General features: G+C 72.4%; 16 protein-coding genes. 5 read left to right on the forward strand and 11 right to left on the reverse strand.

Annotated features, from left to right (window positions below; translation table 11 throughout):
• Positions 1-3: 3 nt before the first annotated feature.
• The 11 genes from JIAGA_RS0118915 to JIAGA_RS33305 are packed head-to-tail and all read right to left on the reverse strand — an operon-like array spanning position 4 to position 13285.
• Positions 4-1578: an ABC transporter substrate-binding protein gene (locus JIAGA_RS0118915; RefSeq protein ID WP_026876879.1), complete on the reverse strand. Its 1575-nt coding sequence runs from the start codon at positions 1576-1578 to the stop codon at positions 4-6.
• The gene (locus JIAGA_RS30840) at positions 1575-2399 is read right to left on the reverse strand and encodes an SDR family NAD(P)-dependent oxidoreductase (RefSeq protein WP_051426263.1); all 825 of its coding nucleotides are present in this window, start codon (positions 2397-2399) and stop codon (positions 1575-1577) included. The genes JIAGA_RS0118915 and JIAGA_RS30840 overlap by 4 nt, the downstream gene beginning before the upstream one ends.
• Complete coding sequence (locus JIAGA_RS0118925) at positions 2396-4285, reverse strand: ABC transporter ATP-binding protein (protein ID WP_169738893.1); 1890 nt, start codon at positions 4283-4285, stop codon at positions 2396-2398. The genes JIAGA_RS30840 and JIAGA_RS0118925 overlap by 4 nt, the downstream gene beginning before the upstream one ends.
• Complete coding sequence (locus JIAGA_RS30845; protein WP_051426265.1) at positions 4285-5109, reverse strand: ABC transporter permease; 825 nt, start codon at positions 5107-5109, stop codon at positions 4285-4287. The genes JIAGA_RS0118925 and JIAGA_RS30845 overlap by 1 nt, the downstream gene beginning before the upstream one ends.
• Positions 5106-6140, reverse strand: coding sequence for an ABC transporter permease (locus JIAGA_RS0118935; RefSeq protein ID WP_084469798.1), 1035 nt, complete (start codon positions 6138-6140; stop codon positions 5106-5108). Before JIAGA_RS0118935 ends, JIAGA_RS30845 begins: the two co-directional genes overlap by 4 nt.
• A 48-nt stretch (positions 6141-6188) precedes the next feature.
• Positions 6189-7832 (reverse strand): ABC transporter substrate-binding protein, encoded by a 1644-nt coding sequence (locus tag JIAGA_RS0118940; protein ID WP_026876882.1) that lies wholly within the window; start codon positions 7830-7832, stop codon positions 6189-6191.
• 49 nt (positions 7833-7881) lie between these two features.
• A complete protein-coding gene (locus JIAGA_RS0118945) occupies positions 7882-8688 on the reverse strand; it encodes an SDR family NAD(P)-dependent oxidoreductase (protein ID WP_026876883.1) in 807 nt (268 codons plus the stop codon).
• 1 nt (position 8689) lies between these two features.
• Positions 8690-9733 carry an NAD-dependent epimerase/dehydratase family protein gene (locus JIAGA_RS33300; protein WP_051426266.1) on the reverse strand — a complete coding sequence of 348 codons (1044 nt, stop codon included), beginning with the start codon at positions 9731-9733 and terminating at the stop codon, positions 8690-8692.
• Positions 9730-11232, reverse strand: a complete 1503-nt coding sequence (locus tag JIAGA_RS0118955) for a M81 family metallopeptidase (protein WP_026876884.1) — start codon at positions 11230-11232, stop codon at positions 9730-9732. The genes JIAGA_RS33300 and JIAGA_RS0118955 overlap by 4 nt, the downstream gene beginning before the upstream one ends.
• A 32-nt stretch (positions 11233-11264) precedes the next feature.
• Positions 11265-12353 carry a pyridoxal-phosphate dependent enzyme gene (locus JIAGA_RS0118960; protein WP_026876885.1) on the reverse strand — a complete coding sequence of 363 codons (1089 nt, stop codon included), beginning with the start codon at positions 12351-12353 and terminating at the stop codon, positions 11265-11267.
• Positions 12350-13285, reverse strand: coding sequence for a succinylglutamate desuccinylase/aspartoacylase family protein (locus JIAGA_RS33305; RefSeq protein WP_051426267.1), 936 nt, complete (start codon positions 13283-13285; stop codon positions 12350-12352). Before JIAGA_RS33305 ends, JIAGA_RS0118960 begins: the two co-directional genes overlap by 4 nt.
• A gap of 292 nt (positions 13286-13577) precedes the next feature.
• Between JIAGA_RS33305 and JIAGA_RS30860 the strand changes: the two genes are divergently transcribed.
• The 5 genes from JIAGA_RS30860 to JIAGA_RS0118990 all read left to right on the forward strand — a co-directional run bounded on the left by JIAGA_RS30860 (position 13578) and on the right by JIAGA_RS0118990 (position 18478).
• Positions 13578-14861: an aspartate aminotransferase family protein gene (locus JIAGA_RS30860; RefSeq protein ID WP_035812710.1), complete on the forward strand. Its 1284-nt coding sequence runs from the start codon at positions 13578-13580 to the stop codon at positions 14859-14861.
• A gap of 64 nt (positions 14862-14925) precedes the next feature.
• On the forward strand, positions 14926-15888 hold the full coding sequence (locus tag JIAGA_RS0118975; RefSeq protein ID WP_026876886.1) for an ABC transporter permease: 963 nt from the start codon (positions 14926-14928) through the stop codon (positions 15886-15888).
• A complete protein-coding gene (locus JIAGA_RS30865; RefSeq protein ID WP_035812711.1) occupies positions 15881-16720 on the forward strand; it encodes an ABC transporter permease in 840 nt (279 codons plus the stop codon). Before JIAGA_RS0118975 ends, JIAGA_RS30865 begins: the two co-directional genes overlap by 8 nt.
• On the forward strand, positions 16720-17715 hold the full coding sequence (locus JIAGA_RS30870) for an ABC transporter ATP-binding protein (RefSeq protein WP_051426268.1): 996 nt from the start codon (positions 16720-16722) through the stop codon (positions 17713-17715). Before JIAGA_RS30865 ends, JIAGA_RS30870 begins: the two co-directional genes overlap by 1 nt.
• A complete protein-coding gene (locus JIAGA_RS0118990) occupies positions 17699-18478 on the forward strand; it encodes an ABC transporter ATP-binding protein (RefSeq protein ID WP_026876887.1) in 780 nt (259 codons plus the stop codon). Before JIAGA_RS30870 ends, JIAGA_RS0118990 begins: the two co-directional genes overlap by 17 nt.
• Positions 18479-18503: the final 25 nt, after the last annotated feature.

Here is an 18503-nt window from a genome sequence, read left to right on the forward strand (position 1 = left end):
GCCTCAGCCCCAGCTCAGCGGGCGCAGGTCGAGTTCGCTGGCCGAGCGGTACGGCTTCATGCCGGCCAGGTCGTCGCGCATGGCGGACACCTCGTCCTGGTTGGCGATCGGGATGACGTAGGCCCGGTCGGCGAACAGTTCGACCGCCTGGCGGCGCAGGTCGGCCCACTCCGCGGTGTCCAGCGCCTGGTCGGCCTCGGCCAGGAGCTGGCCGAACTCCTCGGAGCAGTCGTTCGAGAACCAGCCGGGGCACTGCCAGGAGTCCGCCTGCTGCGGCCCGCTCAGCACCGTCAGCTGGTAGTCGGGGTTCTCGCCCAGGATCTGCTCCAGGTAGGTGGTGAGATCCAGCCCCACCGGCTCGACCCCGATGCCGACCGCGGTGAGCTGCGAGCGCACCACCTCCATGGTGGCGGGGAAGAACCCGCTGGTGATGTAGGTGAAGTCGACGGCGAGATCGGGCACGCCCGCCTCGGCCAGCAACTCCTCGGCGCGGTCGGGGTCGTACGGGTACGGGCAGTAGTCGCTGTTCCAGGGCACGTTGGGCGGATTGACGAAGACGCACGAGGGCTGCCCGAGGCCGCCGCTGGCGCCGTCGATGATCGGTTGGCGGTCGACGGCGTGCGCGATGGCCTGGCGGACGCGGTCGTCCTGGAACGCGGGGTCGGCGGCGTTGAGGACCAGGTAGATGAACTCCGACCCGGCGGTGGTGACGCCGGTGAAGCCGTCGGTCTCGTTGATGCTGTCGAACCGTTCCAGGCCTTCGCCGATGAGGTTGCTGACCAGGTCGACGTCACCGGCCAGCAGCGCGTTGAGCGAGGCGGTCTCGTCGGCGAAGAACTGCCAGGTGACGTCCTCGAAGTACGGCAGGTCGGTCCAGTAGTCGTCGTACCTGGCCAGGGTCACGGAGACACCGTTGCGCCACTGCTCGAAGGTGTACGGCCCGGTGCCGACGGGTTGCTGGGCCAGCTGGTCCGCGGAGCCCTCCGGGATGATCAGCCCGGCCACCCCGGACATGCCCTGCAGGAAGTTCTGGCTCGGCCGGTCCAGGCTGACGGTGACGACGTCGTCGGCGGTGGCCTCGATCGCGCTGACGGCCGCGAACGGGCCCGAGATCTCGCCCTGTGGCGAACTCTGGCTGGCGGTGAGGGAGTAGACGACATCGGCGGCGGTCAGCTCGCTGCCGTCGTGGAACGTGGCCGGCCGGATGGTAAACGTGTACTGCAGGCCGTCCGGGCTCACCTCGTACGACTCGGCCAGCAGCGGCTCGTAGCCGCCGTCCTCGGTCTTCTCCAGCAGCGGTTCCACCACGTTGTGCACCACCAGCGCCTTGATGGCCGTCGCCGCGTTCTGCAAGTAGTTCCAGTCCGGCGGCTCCTGCGGGAACGCGACGCGCAGCTCGGTGGACTGCTCACCGGAGCCGCCGCCGTCGTCGCCGTCTCCGCCGGAGCCGGCGAGCTGTCCGCCGTCGTCGCCGCAGCCGGCGAGGACGAGCCCCGCGGCCAGCGCCACGACGAGGGCCGCGGCGCGCCGGCGGCGCCGCACGAGGTGGTGGATTCGGGTCGGGCGGGTGCTCTTCACGAGGGTTCTCCCGTCGTCGAGACCGGGCTCGGCCCGGTCGGCGGGTGCTGGATGGCGGGTGCGGACGAGCGAGAGGGACGGCCGACGGCCGCGAGCATCCCGCCGTCGACGGTGACGACCGATCCGGTGACCCAGCCCGCGGCGGGGTCGAGGAACATCCGGACCACGTGGGCGACCTCGGTGCCGTGGCCCCACCGTCCCAGTGGGATGCGGGCCCGGTCCTGCGCCTTCACGTCGTCCGGCAGGCCGTTGATCATCGGCGTGTCGACGCTGCCGGGCCGGACGACGTTGACGGTGATGCCGTGCTCGGCCAACTCCAGCGCGAGACACTGGCTGAAGGCCTCGACCGCGGCTTTGCTCGGTGCGTAGGCGCAGCCGCCGCGGGTGCCGCCGACGGCGTTGACCGACGACCAGTTGACGATCCGGCCGCCGCGGCCGGCGGCGACCATGTGCCGCGCCGCGGCACGGTCGACGTTGACCGTGCCGAAGTGGTTGACCTCCATCAGCGAGCGCAGGGTCGCGGTGCTCGCGGTGAGCGCCTCGGCCGGCTCGCCCACCAGTGCCGCGGTGACGCACACCGCCCAGGGCGGACCGGACTGGCGCACCAGCTCGGCCATGACGTCGTCGACGGCGGCCTCGTCGGTGATGTCGAGCGGGGCTCCGCTCAGGCCGGAGTCACGCACGCGACCGGCGTCCACGTCGCAGACCGACACCGCCGCGCCCTCGGCGGCGAGCGACTGCGCCAGCGGCAGGCCCATCCCGCCCAGGCCGACGACGATCACGTGCTCCCCGGCGAGGCCGGACCCCGTCGCGGCGTTCATCGTCCGGCCCCGGCGTGCAGGGACGGTGCCGCGGCCAGCAGCGTCCGGGTGTAGGGGTGCTGCGGATCCTCGTAGATCTGCTCGGTCGGTCCCTGCTCGACGATCTCGCCGTTCAGCATCACGGCGGTGTGGTCGGTGGCGAACCGGACGACGCGCATGTCGTGCGACACGACCAGCAGCGCCAGGTGCCGTTGTTCGCGCAGCTGCTGGAGCAGGTTGAGGATCTGCGCCTGGACCGACACGTCGAGTGCCGACGTCGGTTCGTCGGCGACGATGAGGCCGGGCTCCACGGCCAGCGCGCGGGCCAGCGCGACCCGCTGGAGCTGCCCGCCGGACAGCGCCCGCACCGGCCGGGCGGCCATCGCCGCCGGCAGGCCGACGCTCTCCAGCGTCTCCCGGACGGTGACCGCGCGGGAGCGGCGGTCGCCGATGCCCAGCACCACCAGCGGGTCGCCGACGACCGCCCCGACGGACAGCCGCGGGTTGAGCGAGCTGCGCGGGTCCTGGAAGACCATGGCGGCGTCGCGGGCGAGCGTGCGGAACCGGGTCATCTGCGGCAGCCGGTAGATGTCGTTGCCGCGGTGGCGTACTTCGCCGGAGGTCGGTGCGATCAGGCCGAGCAGTGACCGCGCCAGGGTCGTCTTGCCCGACCCGGATTCGCCGATGAGCCCGACCGCCTGGCCGGCCCGGACGGTCAGGCTGACCCCGGCCAGAGCCCTCGTGACGGTGCCCCGGCTGTGGTAGTCGACGACGACGTCGCGCGCCTCCACGATGACGTCGGACGGCGCCACCGGCTCGGACTCGGACGTCGACCCGGGGCCGGATTCGGACGTCGACCCGGGCTCGGGCTCGGACGTCGGCTCGGGTTCGACGGCTGCCGGCCGGCTGGGGACCGCGGTCCGCGGCATCGGGTGGAAGCAGGCCAGCAGCCGCTCGCCGTCGGCCGCCAGGGCGGGCCGGGTGGCGCAGGCGTCGTCGGCGCGGGAGCAGCGGTCGCGGAAGCGGCAGCCGGTGACGAACTCGGACGGCTGCCGGACGTGCCCGGCGATGGGTGCGAGCACCGGCCAGCGTTCCTCGAGGCTGATGCTGGCGCCGAGCAGGCCGGCGCTGTAGGGGTGCCGGGGCCGGCGGAGGATGTCGGCGGTCGGCCCGGCCTCCACCACCTGTCCCGCGTACATGACGGTCGTGCGGCTGGCGACCTCGGAGACCAGGCCGAGGTCGTGGCTGACGAACATCAGTGCGAAGCCGCGACTGGCCTGCAGGCCCTGCAGCAGCTCCACCACCTGCCGCTGGACGGTGACGTCGAGCGCCGTCGTCGGCTCGTCGGCGATGACCAGCGCGGGGTCGCGGGCCAGGGCGATGGCGATGAGAACGCGTTGCCGCTGGCCGCCGGAGAGCTGGTACGGCCGGGCGCGCAGGATCCGGTCGGTCTGGCCCAGGCCCACCGAGGCCAGCAGCTCCGCCGGGGTGCTCGAGGACCCGAGGCGGCAGACCTGGCGCAGCTGGGCGCCGACCGTCATGCCCGGGTTCAGGCTGGTCATCGCGTCCTGGAACACGACGGCGATGCCGGCGCCGCGGATCCGGCGCAGCTCTCGCCGCGACATGGCGCGCACGTCCCGGCCGCGGAACGCGACCGTGCCGGACACCTGCGCGGTGGACGGCAGCAGGTGGGCCGCAGCCATTCCGAGCAGCGACTTCCCGCAGCCGGACTCGCCGACGACGGCGACCGCCTCGCCGACGCCGATGGTGAGGTCGACGCCGTCGAGCACCGGCACGTCGCCGTAGCGCTTGGGGAAGCGGACCTGCAGGTCTCGGATCTGAAGAAGTGGGGCGTCCGTGGCGTCCGGGCCGGGTCCGCCCGCGGGATCCGTGGTCGTCGTTGTCATCATCGGGACCTCAATCGCGTTCCGAGGGCTTCGGAGAACCTGTTCAGCGCGAGCACGGCGACGACGATGGCCAGGCCGGGGAAGAGTGACACCCACCAGGCGCCGGCGCCGATGACGGCCTGCCCGTCGCTGATGATGTTGCCCCACGACGGGGCCGGCGGCTTGATGCCGGCGCCGAGGAACGACAGCGCCGCCTCCGTGACCACCGCGTCGGCCATGATGAGGGTCGTGTAGACCATGACCGGCAGGGCCGCGTTGAGCCCGATGTGGTAGCCGACCAGCCGGATCTTGCGGGTGCCGAACAGGGTGGCGGCGGTGACGTAATCCTCGCCGTGCTCGGCGAAGACTGCCGCGCGGACGACCCGCGCCATCGGCGGCGTGTACACGACGCCGAGCACGATCACGGTTGTCCACAGGCTCGGGCCGATGGCGGCGGCCAGGACGATCGCCAGCAGGATGCCGGGGAACGCCAGCCCGACGTCCATGATCCGCATGATCACCTCGTTGACCCAGCCGCGGCTGCTGGCGGCGAGGGCGCCGAGGATCCCACCGCAGACGAGCGCCGCGGCGGCGGAGCAGAAGGCCACCAGAACGCTCAGCCGGGCGCCGTGCACCACCCGGGCCAGGACGTCGCGGCCCAGCTGGTCGGTGCCGAACAGGTGGTCGGCCGACGGGCCCTGCAGGGCGCGGGAGGCGTCGATGCCAGTCGGGGAGCCGGGGACGATCAGGGGCAGCACCACCAGGACGGTGATGAGGACGACGCCCGCACCGGTCAGCCAGCGGACCAGCGGGTCGGTGCGCAGTGCGACGGTGTATCGGCTCATGGCTGCGCCACCTCCGCGCCGCGCGGGTTGAGCAGCAGGTAGACGAGGTCGACGATGACGTTGACGACCACGAAGGACGCGGCGCCGACGATGGCCACCCCGCGCACGATGCCGAGGTCGCCCTGGCGGACGCCGGTGACCAGCAGCGTCCCCATGCCCGGCAGGTTGAACACCGTCTCGACCAGGATGGCGCCGGACATCATGGCGCCGATGTAGACACCGAGCACGGTGATCGGGGTGATGAGCGCGTTGCGCAGGACGTTGCCGACCAGCACGGTGCCGATGGGCAGGCCGCTGCCGACCGCGGTGCGCACGTAGTCCTTGCCCAGCTCGTCGGCGACGGAGGCGCGGATGACCCGCGTCATCGCCGCGGCGAACGGCAGCGCCAGCACGACCGCCGGGCCGATCAGCGAGGAGAACCAGTAGCTGAAGCCGGTCGAGAGCGGCGCGTATCCGCCGGCGGGCAGCACACCCAGACCGACGGCGAACAACTGGACGAACAGCAGGCCGATCCAGAACTGCGGAGCGGCCTGGAAGAACGCTGCCACCACGCTGATGACGCGGTCGGCCGGCCGGCCCTCGAACCGGGCCGCGACGATACCCAGCAGCAGCGCGAACGCCACCGCGATGACGGTGGCCATGAGCATCAGCTGGACGGTGATCGGCAACGCCATGCCGATCAGCTCGTTCACCGACTCCGGGCGGACGACGGATTCGCCCAGCCGGAACTGGACGAGGTCGGCCAGGAACCGGACGTACCGCAGCGGCAGCGGGTCGTCCAGGCCGTTCTCGGCGGCGAACCGTTCGCGCTGCTCGGCGTCGGCGAAGACGCCCAGCACCGCGCGGGCGGGATCGTTCGGCGACAGGTCGATGACCACGAAGACGGTGAACGACACCCCGAGCAGGATGAGCGGAGCCAGCAGCAGGCGCCGCCCGATGAAGCGGGCGTAGCCGCGGCGCCCACCCGCCCGGCCCGGTGGGCCGGGCGCCGGCGCGGGCCGGTCGAGGCCGGCGGTGGCGCTAGTGACCATCGCTGTCCCGTTTCCGCCCGGCATGACCGGTGACCGGCCGGCCGCGGGTCATCCGGTGACCCCGTCGAGCTCGAACCCGGAGGTGGGCAGCGGCCGGAATCCCTGCAGCGTGCTGGACCACCCGGTCAGGTAGTCGGCGCGGTGCAGCCGCGCCAGCGGCGTCTGTGTCTGGAGGATGTTCTGTGCCTCGGCCAGCGCCGCGGACCGCTCGGCGGCGTCGGCCGTCGTCAGGGCCAGATCCAGCAGCTGCTCCACCCGGTCGCGCTCGGGCGTGTTCCAGTACAGGAACTCGCGCGGGATGGTGCCGTAGAACGACCACCGCAGCAGGAACTCGGCGTCCGTCGCACCCAGTGCCGCGGTGTCGCTCTTGATCAGGAACAGGTTGTAGCTGCCCTCGGTGACCCGCGAGTACAGCGACTCCAGCTCGCCCGGGATCACGTTCGGCTCGAACCCGACCGCGCGGAGGTTCTCCTCGATGATCGGCGTCTGCGAGGCGAGGAACTCCAGGTTGCCGGCCAGGAAGTCGATCGGGATGCCGCCGTCGCCGTAGCCGGCCTCGGCGAGCAGGGTCCGGGCCTGGTCGGGGTCGTACCGGTAGACGACGTCCGGGGCGGCGTACTCGGGGTTGTCGGGGGTGATGACGCCGTCCCATGCGGGGGTCGCGTGGCCGAAGAAGCTGGTCTGGCTGATGGTGTCGCGGTCGATCGCGTAGACGACGGCCTGCCGGACCCGGTGGTCGTCGAAGGGCGGCTTGCCGCAGTGGAACATGAGGCCGGTCTGGTGGTCGCCGCTGGCGCCCTCGGCCTCGATGCCCTCGGTGGCCGCCAGGCTGTCGAACGAGCTGCTGGGGACGTCCTCGACGATGCGGGTCTGGCCGCTGCGCAGGCCGGACACGCGGGCGTTGCCGTCGACGGTGACGTTCACCGTGAGCTCGTCGAAGGCGATGCGCGCCGGGCCGGAGTAGTCCTCGAACAGTGTCATGGACACCTCCTGCCCGGAGGCGACCGAGGTGACGCGATACGGCCCGGTGCCGACGGGGGTGACGGTCAGCGCCTCCGGCGAGCTCTCCACCGCCCGCCTGGACATGCCCTTGACCAGGACCAGCCGCTGCGCGAGCAGGGTGGTGGGCTGGGTGAGGAGGATCTCGACCTCGTGGTCGCCGACCGCCTGGACGGACTGGACGATCTCGAAGAACCGGGCGAACAGCGACCCCGCGGCGGGGTCCTTGATGCGCTCGATGGTGAAGACGATGTCGTCGGCGGTCAGCGGGCTGCCGTCGTGGAACACCACGTCGGAGCGCAGCGGGATCCGGTACGTCGTGGGGTCGACCTCGTGCGGCAGGTCGGTCGCCAGCTCGGGCGACAGGTCCGCCCGCGGCGGGAACGGGTCGAGCCGGTAGAGCGACTCGTACACGAACCGGTTGATGGCGATGGTGCCGACCGCCGACGCGGTGGTCGGGTCGAGGTCGCTGAAGGTGTTCGCCATGGCCGCACGCAGCTGCGAGCTGGTGGACCCGGGCGAGCCGCTGCTTCCACCGGTGTCGCCGGCCGGCGTCTGCGCCGTGCAGGCGGCGGCCGCACCGCCGAGGCCGACGGCCGCCAGGCCCACACCGGCGGCGCGCAGGAGCTGCCGGCGGCTCAGCGCGTCCGACCACAGGGCGGCGAAGCCGTCGTCACTGGTGAACCGTGTCATGTGAGGACCTCCTGACAGTGCGTGCGGGTCGCTCCGGTGTTCATGTCGATCACCACAGGGTCCAGCCCCCGTCGACGACGATCTCCGCCCCGGTGATGAAGGACGCCTCGCCGGACAGCAGGAAGGCGACCGCACCGGCGATCTCGTCCGGCCTGCCGAGGCGCCCCAGGGGGGTGGCAGCGGCGAACCGGTCCACGTCGGCGGGGCTGAGCTCGTGGTGCTCCAGGCCGATCATCCCGGGGGAGACGGTGTTGATCCGGACGCCCGACGACGCCGCGGCCACCGCGAGCTCCCGGGTCAGCTGCCGGACGGCGCCCTTCGATGCCGCGTAGGCGACGCCGCGCTCCGGCCCGTCGGGGGTGTCCGGGGAGATGCGCTCGGGGTAGAAGACGGGGTTGAGGGCGACCTCGCCGTAGACGGAGGCGATGTTGACGATGCCCGCGCCGTCCCGGCCGCGCATCCGCCGGATCGCCTCGAAGGACAGGAACGCGGTCGCCTCGACGTTCAGGGCCAGGTTCTCCCGCCACCGCTCGAGGTCCTGCGCGAACAGGGGAGCGATGTACGTGTCGCCGGCGTTGTTGACCAGCGCCGTGAGCGGTTCCGGCTGCTGGTCGGCGGCGGCCATGATGGCCTCCCGCCCGTCCGGTGTCGTGACGTCGGCGACGACGGTGACGACGTCCGGAGCGGGACCGGCCAGCCGGGCGGTTTCGTCGAGCTTCTCCTCCCGCCGGCCGGCGATCAGGCAGCGGTAACCGGCCTGGGCCAGCCTGAGCGTGATCGCCCGGCCGATGCCGGTGCCGCCGCCGGTGACGACGGCCAGCCGGGTGGCGTCGAGCCGGTCCGAAGGGCTGGCCATGTCAGATCCTGGCCGGGACGAAGCTGTCGGTGGCGCCGGTGCCGCCGGACTCGGCGGCGATGGCCGACTCGACCATGGCGCGGAAGTCGTGCCGGGGCCGGTAGCCGAGGATGTCCCGAGCGGCGTCGACGGCCATCTCCAGCCGCCACGTCAGCGGTAGCCGGACACTCAGGCGGGGGACACCGTCCAGCTCCGCGACGACGTCGGCGCCGTCCTCGAACGTGGTGGGCTCGGCGGCGGTGATGTTGAACGCGCGACCGGTGGCGGCGGGCACGGTGAGGGCCAGGTACAGCCCCTCCACCGCGTCGCGGACGTCGAGCAGGTGGATGCTCCACGGCCCGTCCGGCCCGGTGAGCCCGACGGCGACGTCGTCGGCGGCATCGCCGACCGCGTCGTCGAACAGCTCGGCCAGCTCCGGATTCTGGCGGAACAGCGGCCAGATGTTGCTGTCGCGGCCCAGTTCGACCCGCCTCAGCATGGTCCGGACCGAGGCTACCCGGAAGTACCTGCGCGCCTCCGCCGGGTCGAGCACCGTGGCGAACCGGGTGATCGCGAACGGGATGTCGTACTGGACGGCGTGGTTGCGCAAAATCACCTCGCCCAGCAGCTTGGCGGTCCCGTAGTAGTCGGCCGGCACCTGCGGCGCGTCCTCGGGCAGCGGCACCAGCGGCGGGTCGCCCGGCCGGTAAGTGCCGTCGGTGCTGGCGAGCAGGAACCGCTCCACCCCGCCGCTCTTGACCACGCCCTCCAGCAGCCGCAGCGTGCCGAACGCGTTGACGTCGTAGAACCGGTCGACGGGGGTGTCGCCGCGCACCAGTTGGGCGGCGAGGTGGACGACATGCGTGACGCCTCGGGTGGCGGCGTCGACAGCGCTCTGGTCGCCGAGGTCGGCCTCGACGATCTCGACGCCGTCCAGGCCGTCGAGCTTGGCCCGCTGCGGGTCGCCGGGCAGGACCATCGCCCGCACGTCGGCACCGGCCGCGCGCAGCCGGCGGACCATGTTCGCGCCGACTCGCCCGGCCGCGCCGGTGACGAGGACTCTCATGCGACACCTCCGTCGAACGTGGTGTGGATCTCGAACGGGTACAGCGGCCGGCGCCGGTTCAGGTAGGAGAACCGGTGCAGGTTGGCGGCGGTGATGCCCGGGGTGTCGACGCGCACGATGTCGGCGACGTGCGGCCCGTAGCCGGCCAGCGGCGAGTGCACGCCCTTGGCGACGATCGCGGCGAAGTCCGCGGGCGCCAGCCCGAGCGTGGTGAGCTGGTCGACGCTGAACGGCAGCACCACCTCGGTGGTGACGATGACCGTCTGGCCGGTGTCCAGGCGGACGGCGGCGCTGGGCCCGGCCTCGAAGTGGCTCCAGCCGGCGTGTACCGGGCCGGTCGCGTCGAACGTCCCGTCGTGCAGGGCGAGCACGGTCGCCGTGGCTTCGACCGGCGGCCCGGTGGCGGGGTCGGTGCGGGCACCGAGGGTCACCGTCACCTGCGCGCCCACGCCGGCGGCCGTACACGCGGCGGCGGTGACGGGGTCGGCGACGATGGTGAGCAGGCTCGCGAATCCGGCCGCACGTGCGGCGCCGAGCAACACCACCGAGTCGCCGGGTGAGCCGGCACCGATGTTGTCGCCGACGTCGAGCAGCAGAACCGGAGCCCCTGGCGTCCCTTCCGCACGCTGCGCGGCGGCGATGGCCTGTGCCGGCGTGGTGCCGGTGACGTCGAACTGGGCGCGGCGGTTCCACACCTCACCGGCGAGCGCGCGGGCGTGGGCGGCCGCCGCGGCGTCGTCGCCGTCGGTGATGACCACGACGCTCATGCCCATCTCCGGGACGTCGGCGTACGGGTACCCCTCGGCGACGGTGGCCGACAGCACGCCCGGCTCGTCCATCAGCGCCCGGACCCGGTCCATCAGGTCCCGCATCGGCGGCTCGTCGGTGTTCTGGCACAGGATGTTGATCGTGGTGGGCACCGGTAGGTAGGCCAGCGCCGGGCGGATCTCGCCGCGCGCCGCCCGGATGGTCAGGTCGCCCACTTCCTCGGCGACCTCGCGCGCGTCCACATGCGGGTTGGTGCGGTAGGTGTTGAGGACGTCGGCGTGCTCACACATCGCGGCACTGATGTTGGCGTGCAGGTCTAGTGAGACCCCGATCGGGACGTCCGGCCCGACCGCCGCCCGGATGGACCGCAGCAGGTGGCCGTCGACGTCGGCGATCTGCGCACTGACGGCCGCACCGTGCAGGTCGACGAGGACGCCGTCGAACGGACCGGAGCGGCGCAGCGCCGACACCATCTCCTCGGTCCGGGCGTCGAGGGCGTCGGCGGTGATGGGCCCGGACGGCACCAGGTGCGTCATCACCAGCGGCACGGCCTCGACGCTGTGCTTGTCGCAGGCGGCGAGGTAACCGGACACGGTGCTGGTGCCGCCCGCGTGCCGCTCCACGATCTCCGCGCCGCGCAGCGTGGCCCCCTCGACGACGGCGGCGTCGACCGGATGCGCCGAGAACGTGTTGGCCTCGTGCGACAGGCCGAGCAGAGCGATGCGGAGCATGGGGCGAGGTCTCCTCTCGTGGTCCGGGGCGGTCAGACGTGCCGGGCCCAGTCGGCGATGGCCTGGGGCACGTCGTCGACCTGGGCGGTGGGGATGCGTGCGGCGGGAGCGGCGAAGCGGCTCTGGTCCTTCCAGCCGGCGCCGGTGAGGATCAGTACCGGGTGGTCGTCACCGCGCAGCCGGCCGCGCTCGTGGTCGTCGAGCAGCGCGGCCAGGCTGGTCGCCGCTGCCGGTTCGACGAAGACACCCTCGGCGGTGGCGAGCAGCTGCTGCGCCCGCAGGATGGCGGCGTCGTCGACAGCGGTGCCCCAGCCGCCGGAGGCCCGGACGGCGTCGACGGCCAGCTGTCCGTCCGGTGGGGCCGGCAGCTGCAGGCCGGAGATCAAGGTGTCGCAGCCGCCGACGACGGGCTGGTCGAGCTCACCGGCGAGGTGCCGGGCGATCGGCGCGCACCCGAGCGGCTGGCAGACGACGACGGCGGCCTGCTGTGACCGGGTGGCCAACCCGCGGGCCAGCGACGCCGCCAGCCCGCCGCCGCCGGTGGGTGCGTACGCGTGGGTCATGTCCGGCACCTGCTCGGCCAGCTCGTAGCCGAGGGTGTCGATGCCGCGCATGCCCAGCGGGTTGTGCGCGTTGGCGGTGATGGCGAGGAACAGCCCGTGCCGTTCGGCCGCCGCGGCCACGTGCGCCATCAGCCCGGTGCCACTGGTGGCCGACGCGCCGTCGCCGACGCCGTCGACGGCCACGACGCCGATGCCGTACGGCACCAGCGGCACCCGCTTCTCCTGCGGCGCGGTGGACACCACGCACAGGAAGCCGGGCAGGCCGGCGCGGGTGCCGAAGGCCGCCATCGCCAGGCCGGCGTTGCCGGACGACGTGGCCACCCAGCCGCGGTAGCCCTGATGGCGGGCCAGGGAGACCGTCATCGCGGCGACCCGGTCCTTGTAGGACCCGGTCGGGTTGGCCGTCTCGAGCTTCGCCGACAGCCGCCCGAGGCCCAGCCGGGACGCGAGGCGGTCCAGTGCGATGACCGGTGTACCGCCCTCGCCGAGGGTGACGAACCGGTCGACCGCCGGCAGGTCTGCGGCGTAGCGCGCCAGGCCGTGGGTCGGAGTACTCATGCTCCGGCCTCCTCTCGGCCGTCCAGGCCGGCGAGGACGAACAGCACGTCTTCGGTCGCGGTACGGGCCTGGCGCCGCAGGAACATGACCATGCCGTCACCGGGCGCGACGACCGGATGCGCGGACTCGCCGTCGTGATCGTGGAACCGCCCGATCTCCTCGCCGCGGCGTACGACGTCGCCGGCCCGGACCGACGAGACGAAGAAGCCGTGCCCGCCGGCGGCGGCGCCGGTGTCGAGGTCGCCCTGGCCGTGCACCCACCGGGGCGGCGCGGGGCGGTCGCCGGACGACGGCAGCATGCCCAATTCGGCGAGGACACGCAGCACGCCCGCGACGTAGGTGTCCAGCTCGTGTGCCCGGATGCTGCCTCCGCCGGAACATTCGGCGTAGATGGCCGGGATGCCGGCCTGTGCCGCGACGGAGAGCGACCGGCCTGGTGCGGACGCGGGGTGCCGCCAGACGACCGGGGCGCCGAACGCGACCGCCAGCCGTTCCGAGGCGGCACCGGCCGGGCCGTCCGCGCAGTACCCCGCCAGCAGCGGCATGCGGTAGCGGATGCCGGCCGAGTGCAGGTCGACCAGCGCGTCGCTGCCCTCGATGACCTCGGCCGTGACGGCGGCCGCGATGGCCGCGGTGGGTCCGTCGGCCGGATCGCCGGGGAAGCTGCGAGCGAGGTTGCCGCCGTCGAGCGGGCTGGTCCGGCTGTGCGCGTCCCAGGCGGGCGGATTGGCGACGGCGACCGCGCGGACCGTGCCGCGCAACGGGAGACCACGCAGTTCGCTCAGCACGAGGCGGACCGCCAGGACACCTTCGTCCTCGTCGCCGTGGACGCCGCCGAGTAGGGCGAGCGTCGGCCCGGCGGACTGGCCGGTGACGGTGGTGAGGACGACGCCGCCGGCAAGCGACCGGTGGTTGACCTGCGGCTCCTGCATGCGTTCGCTGCTCTCCGCTCGTCGGTTCGACACGGCGCCGGACCCGGCGTCGTGGTGTCCGTTCGATGACCTCGCGGTACGCCCGGCCGGTGCAGAAAGCCCCCGGCCGCTGACTGTTGAGTGAACCTATCCGGGCCTGATAGAAGTGTCAACAGATGGGACGGCTGATTCAGTCTGTGGCACCTCGGTGGAAATATGACCTTTACCGGGAGTGCCCGCTCACGTAGCATCACTTCACCTGACGGAAACAGTAACTCATCTACTGGAACCTCGGTCGAACAGGAAGAGGCTGATGACGTCCACGACTCACACGCGATCCGCGCAGTTCGACCAGCGGGCCCGGGACCTCACCCCCGGCGGTGTCCACTCCAACGTGCGCCTCAGCGGGCCGAGAGTGTGTTTCGACCGGGGGGAGGGCGCCTGGCTCTACGACATCGACGGCAACGACTACGTCGACTACCTGCTCGGCCAGGGCCCGAGCCTGCTCGGCCACGCCGCCCCGGCGGTCAACGCCGTCGTCGCCCGGGAATCACGGCGCGGTTCGGTCTTCGGTTCGCAGCACGTGCTCGAGAACGAGGCCGGCGAGCTCTTCCTCGACACCGTCGGCTGGGCCGAGCGGGTGCGCTTCGGCCTGACCGGTACCGAAGCCGACCAGGCCGCGCTCCGGCTGGCGCGCGCGGCCACCGGCCGCACCAAGTTCGTCCGGTTCGAGGGCACCTACCACGGCTGGCTCGACAACATGCTGGTCACCAGCGTCGACGGTCAGATCCGCCCGGGCAGTGCCGGCCAGCTGGCCCACCACCTGGACGACACCTACTTCCTGCCGTACAACGACCTCACGGCCCTGGAGAAGGTGTTCGCCAACCACGACGACGTCGCCGCCGTCATCGTCGAGCCGGTCATGTGCAACAGCGCCGCCATCCAACCCCGCGACGGGTTCCTGGCCGAGGTGCGCCGGCTGTGCGACCGCACCGGTGCCGTGCTCATCTTCGACGAGGTCATCACCGGCTTCCGGGTGGCGCTGGGCGGCGCCGCCGAACGGTACGGAGTCACTCCCGACCTGGCCGTCTACGGCAAGGCCATGGCCGGCGGCTGGCCGGTCTCCGCGCTGGCCGGGTCCGCCGCCCTGATGGACCAGCTCACCACCGGGGTCGTCCACTCCGGCACCTTCAACTCCTCGATCCCGGCGTGCGCGGCCGTGATCGCCACCCTGACCGAGCTACGGCAGGATCCGCCGTACGAGCGCATCGAGACGCACGGCGCGGCCCTGATGAGCCGGATCCGGGAACTCGGGGCGGCGCACGGCGTCCCGCTGCGGGTGCAGGGCCTGCCGGTCGCCTTCCACGCGTCCTTCGGCGACCCGCACCCCATCCACCACCACGCGCAGCTGGGCACCATCGACGCCGCCCGCTACGCGAGGTTCGTCGAGGTCCTCGTCGCGCACGGAGTGTGGGTGGCGCCGCGCGGCATCTGGTACGTTTCGGCCGCTCACGGCGACCGCGAGCTCGACGCCGTCGTGAACCGTATGGATGCGGCGCTCGCGGCGGAAACCCGCATCCGTCGCACCGCCGGTTGACGAGCAATTGCGCGGCGCCGGTCGCCGCGCAACCCACCCTCGTCCGGATCGGGGAGGAGGTCACGTGATTCGCCTGGTCGTCCGCAAGACCGCGGTGCTGCTGGCGTCGGCGCTGGCTGGATCCATCGTCGTGTTCGTCCTGATGCGGATGCTCGGCGGCGACGTCGCCACCGTCATCCTCGGCCAGGGGAGCACGCCCGAAGCCCGCGAGGCGCTGCGGGCGGAGCTGGGGCTGGACCGGTCCTGGCCCGAGCAGTACGCCAGCTGGATCGGCGGGCTGTTCCGCGGCGACCTCGGCCAGTCGTACGCGGCCGGTTACGACATCTTCGACGAGATCGTCGCCCGGCTGGGGCTGACGCTGAGCCTGGCGCTGATCTCGCTCGTCGTGTCGCTGCTGCTCGGCGTGGTCGCCGGTACCTACTCCGCCCTGCACGCGCGCGACGCCCGCGGCGGGCTCGTCGACGTCGTCGCGCAACTGGGCATCGCGATTCCGCCGTTCTGGGTCGGACTGCTGCTCATCAGTCTCGTCTCGGTGCAGCTGGGGTGGCTGCCGTCCGGCGGCTACATCCCCTGGTCCGAGAGCGTGGTGGGAGCGCTGCGCAGCCTCACCCTGCCGCTGATCGCGCTCTCGATCGCGCTGACCGGTGTGTTCACGCGGTTCGTGCGATCCAGCATGCTCGACGTGCTGGGGGAGGACTACATCCGCACCGCGATGGCCAAGGGCCGCACCTGGCGCGGCGCCGCGATCCGCCACGGCGTGCGCAACGCCTCCATCCCCCTGGTCACGGTCGGCGCCCTCCAACTCGGCGGACTGCTGGCCGGCACCGTCGTCATCGAGAGCGTGTTCACCCTGCCCGGCCTCGGGCGGATGCTCATGTCGGCGGTCACCGGGCGGGAGGCCATCGTGGTCCAGTCGCTCGCGTTCGTGATCATCCTGGTGATCCTCGTGCTGAACTTCCTGCTCGACATCGCCTACGGGCTGCTCGACCCGAGGATCACCGACGCGGAAGGAGCGGCCCGTGCGTAGCCGTCTGCGTCAATGGCCCCTGCAGCTGGTGGTGGGCGCCGGCCTGGTCGGCGTGTTCGTCGGTGTCGGAGTGATCTCCCTCGTCTGGACGCCGTACGACGTCGAGACGCTCGACGTGGCCGCCCGGCTGGCACCCCCGGGCACCGACGGGCATCTGCTCGGCACCGACCGCCTCGGGCGGGACCTGCTGACCCAGCTCATGGTGGGTGCCCGCAACTCGCTGCTGGTGGCGGTCGTGAGCACGACCGCGGCGCTGATCCCCGGCGTCCTGGTGGGGCTGCTGGCCGCGGCCTCGGGCAGGTTGGTGCGTGAGACGCTCAGCCGGGCCACCGACGTCGCCATCGCGCTGCCCGGCATCCTCATCGCCCTGGTCCTGGCCACCGCGATCGGCCCCGGCAACACCACCACGATGATCGCGATCACCGCGTGGTTCGTGCCGGTGATGGCCCGGGTCACCATCGGGCCCGCCCGGCAGATCCTGGCCCGCGAGTTCGTCGAGGCCGCCCGGGCCGGTGGCCGCGGCCGGTGGTTCATCCTGCTGCGCCACGTGCTGCCCAACATCGCCCCGGTCATCATCGTCCAGACGTCGCTGCTGTTCGCCTCGGCGATCCTCATCGAGGCCGCGCTGTCCTATCTGGGCGTCGGCGCACAACGCCCCACGACGTCGTGGGGCATGGTCTTCAACGAAGCGCAGGCCGTGGTGGGCGAGGCGCCGAGCCTGGTGCTCATCCCGGGTGTGGTCATGGTCGTCACCGTGCTGGGCTTCAACCTGCTCGGTGACGGGCTGCGCGCCGTGCTCGACCCGCGCCAGACGACGAAGGTGGTGGCCTGATGCTGTCGATCCGCGACCTCACCGTGCGCATCGGACCGCACGAGATCGTGTCCGTCGACGAGCTCGACCTCGCGCCGGGCCGCCGGCTCGGACTGGTCGGGGAGTCCGGCTCGGGGAAGACCATGACCGCGATGAGCATCGTGGGGCTGCAGCCGCGCGAGGCCGTCGTCACCGGGTCCATCGTCTTCCACGGCCGCGAACTGGTCGGGCTCACCGACCGCCAGTTCGCCGACGTGCGAGGCGCCGACATGGGGGTGGTCTTCCAGGATCCGCTGCGGGCACTGAACCCCACCATGCGGATCGGGCGGCAGATCGCCGAGGCCGTCCGGCTCACCGGCGACCTCAACCGCGCCGAGACCAAGGAACGCGTGCACGAGCTGATGGCGCAGGTCCAGCTGCCCGAGCCGGCCCGGTTGGCCCGCCGCTACCCGCACCAGCTGTCCGGCGGACAGCGTCAGCGCGTGCTCATCGCGATGGCCATCGCCTCGCGGCCGCGGCTGCTGATCGCCGACGAGCCCACGACTGCGCTGGACGTCACCGTGCAGAAGGGCATCCTCGACCTCATCGACACCGTCAGCGCGGAGAACGACATGTCGGTGATCTTCGTCAGCCACAGCCTCGGCGTGGTCCGCAAGGTGAGCGACGACATCGCGGTGCTCTACGGGGGCCGCCTGGTCGAGAGCGGGCCCGGCGCCGCTGTCGTCGACCGCCCCCGCCACCGCTACACGGAGGCGCTCATCGGAGCCGACCCGGACCACGCCGACCCCGACCAGGCGGAGGCCGTCATCGGGCAGCCGCTGACGACGATCCCGGGCGCGGTCCCGCCGCTCGGGGCGTTCCCGAGCGGCTGCCGGTTCCGGGACCGCTGCCCGCACCACCTGGAGGTTTGCACGCAGGATCCACCGGTCACCCGCGAGGACGGCCCGCACCGCTACACCTGCTGGAACCCCGCCGCCGTGACCGTGGGAGGTGAGCGCGATGGCGCCGCTCGTTGACGTCCAGGACCTGTCCTTCCGCTACGGCGGGCACCTGCCGTGGGTCCTGCGGTCGGTGGGGCTCTCGGTCGAGCAGGGCGCCGCCGTGGGCATCGTGGGTGAGTCCGGGTCGGGGAAGTCGACCCTGGTGCGCGTGCTGTGCGGACTGGTGGCGGCCGGCGGCGGCACGGTCGGCTACGAGGGCCGCGACATCAGCGACTGGCTGGCCCGGGACCCGCGAGCGTTCCGCCGGCAGAACCAGATGGTCTTCCAGAGCCCCGGGTCGTCGTTCGATCCGCGGATGCGGATCCGGCGGTCGGTCGGCGAACCGGTCCGGGCGTTGGAGCGGCGGCGGGTGAGCGAGGCGGAACTGACCGAGTGGCTGGCGCTGGTCGGGCTGGACCGCACGATCCTCGACCGCTATCCCCATCAGCTCTCGGGCGGGCAGCTGCAGCGAATCGCCATCGCCCGGGCGCTGTCGGTGAACCCGTCCGTCCTGTACGCCGACGAGCCCACCAGCGCGCTGGACGTGTCGGTGCAGGCACAGGTCCTCAACCTGCTCATGGACCTGCGCGCCCGGCTGGGCCTCACGCTGGTCATGGTGTCGCACGACCTCGCCGTCGTCGGCCGGGTGTGCGAGCAGGTCGTGGTCATGCGGAACGGCGAGATCGTGGAGTCCGGGCCGACGGCCGCCGTCATGCACCAGCCCGCCGCCGACTACACCCGGTCGCTCGTGGCAGCCGCCCGCGCGGTGAGTCTGGCGGCGTCGCGCGTGCCTGGCTGAGCGCCCGACGTCCCGCCCGCCTCCC

Origin of the sequence: Jiangella gansuensis DSM 44835 (assembly GCF_000515395.1) — a bacterium.
Classification (GTDB): Bacteria; Actinomycetota; Actinomycetes; order Jiangellales; family Jiangellaceae; genus Jiangella; species Jiangella gansuensis.